The organism is Streptomyces sp. B1866 (assembly GCF_031932565.1).
Lineage (GTDB): Bacteria > Actinomycetota > Actinomycetes > Streptomycetales > Streptomycetaceae > Streptomyces.
In genome coordinates, this window is sequence record NZ_JAVSCF010000257.1 from 1 (window position 1) to 8,936 (window position 8,936).

Annotated in this window: 7 protein-coding genes; 1 reads left to right on the forward strand and 6 read right to left on the reverse strand. The window is 74.8% G+C overall.

Annotation, left to right across the window (positions count from 1 at the left end):
- Window positions 1-176 precede the first annotated feature (176 nt).
- Window positions 177-1,760: a S8 family serine peptidase gene (locus RKE29_RS24780; protein WP_312007844.1), complete on the reverse strand. Its 1,584-nt coding sequence runs from the start codon at window positions 1,758-1,760 to the stop codon at window positions 177-179.
- A 346-nt stretch (window positions 1,761-2,106) separates the two neighbouring features.
- Between RKE29_RS24780 and moaA the strand changes: the two genes are divergently transcribed.
- Window positions 2,107-3,096 (forward strand): GTP 3',8-cyclase MoaA, encoded by a 990-nt coding sequence (gene moaA / locus RKE29_RS24785; RefSeq protein WP_312007845.1) that lies wholly within the window; start codon window positions 2,107-2,109, stop codon window positions 3,094-3,096.
- Between the two features lie 56 nt (window positions 3,097-3,152).
- On the opposite strand, the gene RKE29_RS24790 is transcribed toward moaA, so the two are convergent.
- From RKE29_RS24790 to RKE29_RS24810, 5 genes are all read right to left on the reverse strand, one after another.
- Window positions 3,153-3,380, reverse strand: a complete 228-nt coding sequence (locus tag RKE29_RS24790) for a hypothetical protein (protein ID WP_312007846.1) — start codon at window positions 3,378-3,380, stop codon at window positions 3,153-3,155.
- Between the two features lie 264 nt (window positions 3,381-3,644).
- The gene (locus RKE29_RS24795; protein WP_312007847.1) at window positions 3,645-4,055 is read right to left on the reverse strand and encodes a DUF3099 domain-containing protein; all 411 of its coding nucleotides are present in this window, start codon (window positions 4,053-4,055) and stop codon (window positions 3,645-3,647) included.
- Between the two features lie 207 nt (window positions 4,056-4,262).
- Window positions 4,263-5,687 (reverse strand): tyrosine--tRNA ligase, encoded by a 1,425-nt coding sequence (tyrS, locus tag RKE29_RS24800; RefSeq protein ID WP_312007848.1) that lies wholly within the window; start codon window positions 5,685-5,687, stop codon window positions 4,263-4,265.
- 108 nt (window positions 5,688-5,795) lie between these two features.
- On the reverse strand, window positions 5,796-7,211 hold the full coding sequence (locus RKE29_RS24805; protein WP_312007849.1) for a metallopeptidase TldD-related protein: 1,416 nt from the start codon (window positions 7,209-7,211) through the stop codon (window positions 5,796-5,798).
- The gene (locus RKE29_RS24810; RefSeq protein ID WP_312007850.1) at window positions 7,208-8,731 is read right to left on the reverse strand and encodes a TldD/PmbA family protein; all 1,524 of its coding nucleotides are present in this window, start codon (window positions 8,729-8,731) and stop codon (window positions 7,208-7,210) included. The genes RKE29_RS24805 and RKE29_RS24810 overlap by 4 nt, the downstream gene beginning before the upstream one ends.
- Window positions 8,732-8,936: the final 205 nt, after the last annotated feature.

The following is an 8,936-nucleotide window of genomic DNA, read 5'->3' on the forward strand; positions in this document are numbered from 1 at the left end:
CGCCCCGGGCGCCCCGGGGCCCGGACGCCCCGTACGGCCCGGCGGACGGCCGTACGGCGTCGGACCGGCCGCGCGGCGCCCGGCCGCGCCGTAGGAACGCGACGGGCGGCGCCCCGCGTCCGCGGAAGGCGCCGCCCGCCCGGTACTCCCGTCAGGTCGTCAGTCCCGTGGCCCGGTCACCGCTCCACGGCGTTCAGCGCGTTGACCGTCCCGGCCCCGTAGAACCCGTTGTACGCGGCCGGGCCCTCGCACTCGGCGTCCGGCGTGCCGTCACCGTCGATGTCGTACGGCCGCGGGCAGGGCGTGTCGTCCGCCTCCTCCTTCAGGAGTCTCTTGACCTGCGACGCAGAGGCGTGCGGGTGGGTGCTCCTGATGAGCGCCGCGACGCCCGCCACGTGCGGGGAGGCCATCGACGTGCCCGCCATGTAGCCGTACCCGCCACCCGGGACCGGGCCGAGGATCAGGCCGCTGGTGGCCGGCGGCTCCGGCTTCTGGTAGGCCGTGGCGTCGCCGCCCGGGGCCGCCACGTCGATGACCCCGAGCCCGTAGTTGGAGAACGACGACTTCAGCCGCTTGGCGCCGGTGGCCGCCACGGTGACCACGCCCGGCAGCTGGGTGGGGATGTCGTAGCACTCCGACGGGTCGATCTCCCGGTCGCCCGGGGTGGAGTCGTTCGGGCTCGACGGGTCGGTGATGCTGTCCGAGGCCAGGTCGTACGCCTCGTTCCCGGCCGCCGCGACGTTCACCACGCCCCTGTGCTCCGCGTACGCCGAGGCCCGGGAGATCGCCTGCACCAGGGCCCGCTGGTCCGGGTCGGTGACGCAGTTGAAGTACCACGGGTCGGTGTAGTAGCTGTTGTTCGTCACGTCGACGCCGTGCTCCGCGGCCCACACGAAGCCGCACACCACCGCCTCGGTGTAGAAGAACCCGGCCGTCGTGGACACCTTGATGCCCGAGACCTTCACACCCGGCGCGACCCCGGTGACGCCGACGCCGTTCTTCGCGGCGGCGATCTCGCCCGCCACGTGGGTGCCGTGCGGGCTCTCCTCCTGCGTGGGCCGCCACGCGCCGTCGGCGGTGTCCGGCTTGCCGGTCACGCAGTTGACCGACGCGGCGCGGTCGAAGTTGGGGGCGATGTCGGGGTGGGTGTCGTCGACGCCGGTGTCGATGACCGCGACGGTCACGTCGCGGCTGCCGAGCGTCTTCTCGTGCGCCTTGTCCGCCTTGATCGCGGGCAGGTCCCACTGCAGCGGCTCCAACGGGTCCTGCCCCGCCGCGGCCCGACCGGTCGCCGCGCGCCGCTCCCGCGCGCTCAGCAGGTGCGGGGTGCCCACGTCCGTGGTGGCCTGGGCGGGCAGCGGCGCGGTGCGGGTGGCCCCGGCCGAGACCACGCCCGGGACGCGGCGCACGGCCGCGGCGAAGCCGGGGTCGGCGGAGTGCACGACGACGACGCCGATCTGGTCGTAGGCGACCACGACGTCGCCGCCCGCGCGGGCGATCGCCTTCTTCAGGCCGGTCGAACCGGCCAGCCCCGGCGCGGTGTTGACGACATAGCTCAGCGCGGGCCCGTCCTGCGCGGCCCGGGCGGCCGGAGCGTCCTGGGCGCCCCAGGCGGCGGTGACGGCGCCGGGCCCGAGGGCCGCGGCGGCGGTCAGGGCCAGGGCCGCGGATATCGCCGCCGCCCGTGGCCGTACCCGGGCCGCGAGGCGGGCGGACAGCCGCCGACCCGGTCCCGTACCAGCCGATCTCAGATGAGCCATGGGGTCTCCACATCATCTTCGGGGCCGCCCGCGCGCGAGCCGCGCGGGGCGGGAAGCACGACCACGGAAGCTATCGCCGACCGGTACCGGCCCTCAACATGTTCCGTGGAAATCCCACCACAGGACCGGTGAGCGTCCGCGCTGACACGCGAGGCCGCCGCGATCGCGCCACGCGCGGGCCGCGCCCGCCGGTGCGCGGCGGCGCGCCGCGCCCGCGGGACGGCGCGCGGGCGCGGGTCGCGGAGCAGTGCCGCAGCCGTCGCGTACCCTTCAACGTGACGGGTTGCAATGAGCAACTTGACACGTCATCGAAGCGCGTACCGCGTATCCGTGGAGGGCTGTCGCCGTGCTGACCGACACCTATGGCCGGGTCGCCACCGACCTGCGCGTGTCCCTGACCGACCGCTGCAACCTGCGCTGCACCTACTGCATGCCCGAGGAGGGCCTGCGGTGGCTGGCCAGGCCGGACCTGCTCACCGACGACGAGGTGGTGCGGCTGGTCGGTATCGCGGTCACCGCGCTGGGCGTGACGGAGGTCCGGTTCACCGGGGGCGAGCCGCTGCTGCGGCCGGGCCTGCCCGGCATCGTCGAGCGGTGCGCCGCCCTGGCTCCGCGCCCCAGGCTGTCGCTGACCACCAACGGCATCGGCCTGGAGCGCACGGCGGCGGCGCTGCGCGCGGCGGGTCTGGACCGCGTCAACGTCTCGCTGGACACCCTGCGCCCGGACGTCTTCCAGGACCTGACCCGGCGCGCCCGCCACGCCGACGTGCTGCGCGGCCTGGCGGCGGCCCGCGCGGCCGGCCTGGACCCGGTGAAGGTCAACGCCGTGCTGATGCCCGGGCACAACGACGACGAGGCCCCCGACCTGCTCGCCTGGGCCCTGGCGGAGGGCTACGAGCTGCGCTTCATCGAGCAGATGCCGCTGGACGCCCAGCACGGCTGGACCCGCGAGGGCATGATCACCGCCGAGGACATCCTGCGCAGTCTGCGCACCCGCTTCCGCCTCACGCCGGAGGACGCCGCCGAGCGCGGCGCGGCGCCCGCCGAGCGCTGGCTGGTCGACGGCGGCCCGGGCCGCGTCGGCGTCATAGCCTCCGTGACCCGCCCCTTCTGCCGCGCCTGCGACCGGACCCGGATCACCGCCGACGGGCAGGTGCGCACCTGCCTGTTCGCGCGCGAGGAGTCCGATCTGCGCGGGGCGCTGCGGTCCGGGGCGCCGGACGAGGAGATCGCGCGGCTGTGGCGGGTGGCCATGCTCGGCAAGAAGGCCGGATCGGGCCTGGACACGCCGTCCTTCCGCCAGCCCGACCGGCCCATGTCGGCGATCGGCGGCTGACGGCCCGCAGGACGCCGCGAGCCCGCCCTGATCCACCCGGCACGCCCTGGCCGCCGTCAGGACGCCGGCCACTCCGACAGGGCCACCACGTCCTTCAGGAAGCCGCGCACGCCCAGGAACCGCGACAGGTGCTCCCGGTGCTCCTCGCAGGCCAGCCACGTCTTGCGCCGCTCCGGCTGGTGGATCTTCGGGTTGTTCCAGGCCAGCACCCACACGGCGGGGGCGCGGCAGCCCTTGGCGGAACAGGTCAGGGCGTCCGGCTCGGCGGTTTCGGGGGGGTTCACCTTCCCGACTCTACGCACCCCGCCACGCGCGGCGGGCCGGAGCCCGGCAGCCGGAGCCGACAGAACCCCAGCTAGACCCGATAAGGCGACATACGCCGCAAATAGGCGACGCCGAGCAGCCACGGGGGGAGCCGCCCGGCGTCGCACCGTCGCTCCGACGGGGGATGCGGAGCGCCTACGAAGTATGTCACGGGAGGTGGGGCGCGGTGTACCAGAACCGCATTATTGATCTGAGCTTTTCTTGAGGCTCCGGCAAGCCGCAGGTCAGCGGGGGTCGCCGGGGTGGCCCTCGCGGGCCCGCCCGGTCTTCTCGCCGCCGGATTCCGGGACCGGTTCCGCCTGGACCGGCGCACCGTGCCGCGCGGCGTCCTCGTCGTGGCCGGCCGGCAGCACCGGCCGCACCACCGGCGGCACGGCGGAGGTGGGCGGCGCGGGCGCGTTCTCCCGGCCCGCGTTCGCGATCACCACGGCAACGTACGGCAGCACCGCGCCCAGCACCAGTGCCACCACGGCCACCGGCCGCTGCACGTTCCACAGCGAGGCGGCCAGCACCACCGCGACCGTGCGCACGGACATGGAGATGACGTAGCGTCGCTGCCGCCCGCGCACGTCCTCGGCCAGTCCCCGGCGGGCCCCGGTGATCCGGAAGACCTCGGCCTCGCTCCGCTTCCGCATCACGTTCCACCATCCGTTCGCCGCACCCGGGATTCCCCCGTCCCGTGCGCGATCCACGTTACGCCGCGGCCGCGCCCGGTACGAGAGCGGGGCGCGCCCACCCGCGGCCCGGCGCTACGGCCCCGGGCGTACGCCGGCCACGGCGCCTGCCGTACCGGCCCGTAGGCGCGCCTGCGCGACCCGGCCGCCCCGGTCCCGCCGGGCGTCCTACAGGTCCAGGCCCCGCAGCTCGGCGATCTTGCGCCCGGCCTTGAGGTACACGCCGCCCGGCCCGGGCGTGAGCCCTGCCACCGCCAGCGCCTCCGGCACGATGTCGGCCAGCGGGCGCAGCGCCGCCGCCTCGCTCAGCAGCACCGACTCCTGGCCGCCCGGCGTCTCCACCACCAGCCGCAGCCCGTTCTGCTTGGCGACCCGGCGCGCCGCCGAGGCGCTGGGCTGGAACTGGAGCACCTTGCTGAGCACCGACACCACGGTCTCCGCGCCGTGCTCGCCTGCGTCCACCACCGGCAGCGTCTCCACCTCGGCGAAGGACTTCTTCGAGAACTGGGCCGTGAAGCCCGCGCGCGCGGCCATCGCCTCCGCCACGCCGTACAGCGCGGCCACCACCTCGCCCGCCAGCACCCTCTTCAGGTCCATCGGGTGCAGCGACCTGTCGTACAGGCGGCCGGTGGCCAGGTCGATCTCGGTGTCGGTCCACTCCGTCCACGCCCGCAGGTACGGCACGATCAGCCGGTCCGGAATCGACATGATCTTGCCGTAGACCTCGTCCGCGGACGCGGTGAGGGCCACGTAGTTCCCCTTGGACTTGCTCATCTTCGCGCCCGTGCCGTCCGTGCCCTCCACCAGCGGCATGGTGGCGATCATCTGCGGCTTCTTGCCGTAGATCTCCATGATCTTGCGGCCCATCTGCATGTTCAGCAGCTGGTCGACGCCGCCCAGCTCGATGTCCGCGTCGATCTCGGCGGAGTCGATGGCCATCGCGACCGGGTAGATGAACTCGGCCATCGTCAGCCCGTGCCCGGCCGCCAGCCGGGTGCGGAAGTCCTCCCGCTGGAGCAGCGAGGACACCGGCACCTGGGACAGCAGCCCGACCAGCTTCGGCAGCGTGACCTCCGAGAGCCACGCGCTGTTGTGCCGGAAGTCCACCGCGCCGAAGTCGAAGAACGGCTTGACCTGGTCGCGGTAGCCGGCGAGGTTGCGGGCGATGTCCTCGTCGGTCAGCGGCGGGCGCTCCGAGGAGCGGCCGGACGGGTCGCCGATCTTCGCCGTCGCGTCCCCGATGATCAGGATCACGTGGTGCCCCATCCGCTGGAAGCGGCTGAGCACGATCACCGGCACCGCGTGGCCCAGGTGCACGTCCGCCGCCGTGGGGTCGATGCCCAGCTTGACGACCAGGCCGCGGCCCGCCTCCCGCGCCGCCTCGATCCGCTCGGCGAGCACCGCCGCGGAGGGCAGGACGTCCACGGCGCGCCGGACGATCAGGTCGGCCTGCTCCTTGGCGGGCAGGTCGGACAGGTCCAGGGAGCGCCGGGCCGCCGTCTCGGAGAGCAGGTCCTCCACGGTGCGGTCGGAGGAGAGGTCCGCTGCGAGCAGCGTGGTCGCGCGAGCGACGGAATCGCCGAGGCGTGTCATCGGTGGTGTGTCCTGACGGTCGGTCGAAGCGGCCCGCCGGGCGGAGCGGACGGGCGGGAAAGCGGTTATGGATATCGGTAACGGGTGGGACCAGTCTATTGCGACGCCTCACACGCCCTTGCTCACCGAGCTCATGTTGAAGTCGGGCACCCGCAGCGGCGGCATGGCGGCCCGGGTGAACCAGTCGCCCCACTCGCGCGGCAGGGTCCGCTCCGTCGCGCCCGCCTCGGTGGCGCGGGCCAGCACGTCGACGGGCGACTCGTTGAAACGGAAGTTGTTCACCTCGGCGACCACCTCGCCGCCCTCGACCAGGTACACGCCGTCCCGGGTCAGGCCGGTCATCAGCAGCGTGGCCGGGTCGACCTCGCGGATGTACCACAGGCAGGTCAGCAGCAGGCCCGGCCCGTCGTGCCCGGTGTCCGCGGCCATCTCGGCGAGCGAGCGCGTGCCGCCGCCGTCCAGAACGAGGTTGTCGATGGCGGGCGCCACCGGCAGGCCCGTGACGCGCGCGGCGTGCCGGGTGGCCACCAGGCGCTCCAGCACGCCCTCGCGTATCCAGTCCGTCGCGGGCAGCGGCAGGCCGTTGTCGAACACCGACGCGGCCTCGCCGGAGCTGTGCGCGATCACGAACGGGGCGGTCTCCAGGCCCGGCGCGTGCGGGTCGCTGCGCAGGGTCAGCGGGAGCCCGGCCAGCTTCTCGCCCACGCGCGTGCCGCCGCCGGGCCTGCTGAAGACCGTGCGGCCCTCGGCCGCGTCCCGTGCCGCCGCCGACCACATCTGGTAGATGAACAGGTCCGCCACCGCCGTGGGCGGCAGCAGCGTCTCGTACCGCCCCGCCGGCAGGTCCACCCGCCGCCGCGCCCACGCCAGCCGCCCGGCCAGCTCCGCGTCCAGCGCCAGCGGGTCGACGTCCCGGAAGTCCCGCGTGACCCGGCCCGCCCACGCCGAGCGGGGTGCGGAGCCCTCGACGGCGGGGGCCTTCGCGTTCAGCTCCAGGGTGCCGGTCGGCTGGTCGTGCCGCAGCCGCAGGCCCGCGGAGCTGCCCAGGTAGGTGGACACCACCTGGTGCTGCGCGAACCCGTACAGCTCGCGGCCCTCCGCGCGGGCCCGCGCGAACGACTCGCCCAGGGCCGGGGCGAAGGACGCGAACACCTCCGGGGAGGTCTCGGCGGGCGGCTCGGTGAAGGCGGCCGCCGCCGGGAGGCCCGCCACCAGCGGCTGCGCGTCCTCCGCGGGCCCGGCCTCCCGCGCCGCCGCCTCCGCCGCCCGCACCAGCGGCTCCAGGTCGTCGGCGGTGACGGCCGACCGGGTGACGACGCCGGAGGCGGTGCCCTCGGTGCCGTCCACGGTGGCCACGACGGTCAGCACCCGCCCGCGCGTGACGCCGTTGGTCGTCAGCGCGCTGCCCGCCCACCGGAGGTTCGCGCTGGAGGACTCCTCGGCGATCACCACGCAGCCGTCGGTCCGGGACAGCTCCAGCGCCCGCTCGACGACCTCGTGCGGCCTGCTCGCGCCTGTGCTCATCGTCCCGCCTCCTGCGCGGTGTTGAGGATGTTCACGCCTCGGAAGAGCGCGGACGGGCAGCCGTGCGACACGGCGGCCGCCTGGCCGGGCTGGGCCTTGCCGCAGACGAACGACCCGCCCATGACGTACGTCTGCGGACCGCCCACGGCCTCCATGGAGCCCCAGAAGTCCGTGGTGGTCGCCTGGTAGGCGAAGTCCCGCACCTGCCCCGCCAGCCTGCCGCCGCGGATCCGGTACGCCCGCTGCGCGGTGAACTGGAAGTTGTACCGCTGCTGGTCGATCGACCACGACCGGTCGCCCACCAGGTACAGCCCGTCCTCGACCCCGGCGATCAGCTCCTCGGTCGCCGGGCCGCCGGGCGCGGGCTGGAGCGACACGTTCGCCATGCGCTGGACGGGCACGTGGGAGGCGGAGTCGGCGTACGCGCAGCCGTTGGACCGCTCGAAGCCCGCCAGCCGCGCGATCCGCCGGTCGAGCTGGTAGCCCACCAGCGTGCCGTCCCGGACCAGGTCCCACGACTGGGCCGCCACGCCCTCGTCGTCGTACCCCACGGTGGCCAGGCCGTGCTCCGCGGTCCGGTCGCCGGTCACGTGCATGATCCGCGAGCCGTACCGCAGCGAGCCGAGCTGGTCGAAGGTCGCGAAGGTCGTGCCCGCGTACGCCGCCTCGTAGCCCAGGGCGCGGTCCAGCTCGGTGGCGTGGCCGATCGACTCGTGGATCGTCAGCCACAGGTTCGTCGGGTCCACCACCAGGTCGTACGCCCCCGCCGTCACGGCCGGGGCGCGCAGCTTCTCGGCCAGCAGCTCCGGGATGCGCGCCAGCTCGTCCTCCCAGTCCCAGCCGGTGCCTGTCAGGTACTCCCAGCCGCGCCCGGCCGGGGGAGCCAGCGTCCGCATCGACTCGAACGCGCCGCTGTCCGCGGCCACCGCCACCGCCGTCAGCTCCGGGTGCAGCCGCACCCGCTGCTGCGTGGTCGTGGTGCCCGCCGTGTCCGCGTAGAACTTGTTCTCCTGGACGGTCATGAGTGTGGCGTCCACGTGGTCCACGCCGGCCGCGCCCAGCAGCCGCCCGCTCCACTCGGCCAGCAGCCCGGTCTTCTCCGCGTCGGGCACGTCGAAGGGGTCGACCTCGTAGGAGGACACCCACACCCGGTCCCCGTGCACCGGCTCGTCCGCCAGCTCCACCCGCTCGTCCGAGCCGGCCGCCGCGGTCACGCGCGCGGACAGCCGGGCCATCGCCACCGCCTGCCCGGCCACCCGGGCCGCCGCGTCCGGCGTCAGGTCCACACCGGAGGCGAAGCCCCAGGCCCCGCCGTGCACGACCCGCACGGCATACCCCAGGTCGGTGGTGTCGGACGCGCCCGACGGCCTGCCGTCCCGCAGCCGCAGGGACGCGCCGCGCACCCGCTCCACGCGGAAGTCCGCGTGCTCGGCCCCCAGCGAGCGGGCCCGCGCGAGCGCCGCGTCCGCGAGCGGGCGCAGCGGCAGCGCGAGGAACGTCGGATCGATCTCGTGTGGCACAGGCTTCCCCTTCTTCCCGCCTGTTGGCAGTGAAGCACGCCGGTCTGACAACCGCCGGTCCGATCACCCACGGCCCGGCACGGCGGCCCCGGCGGCCCGTCCCCGCGGACCGCTGCCCGCGCCGGCCGCAGGACCTCGCACGCCGCCGCCACGGCCGCGCACCGGGTCCGCCGCGCGCCGCCGCGCCCGGCCCTCCCGCGCCCAC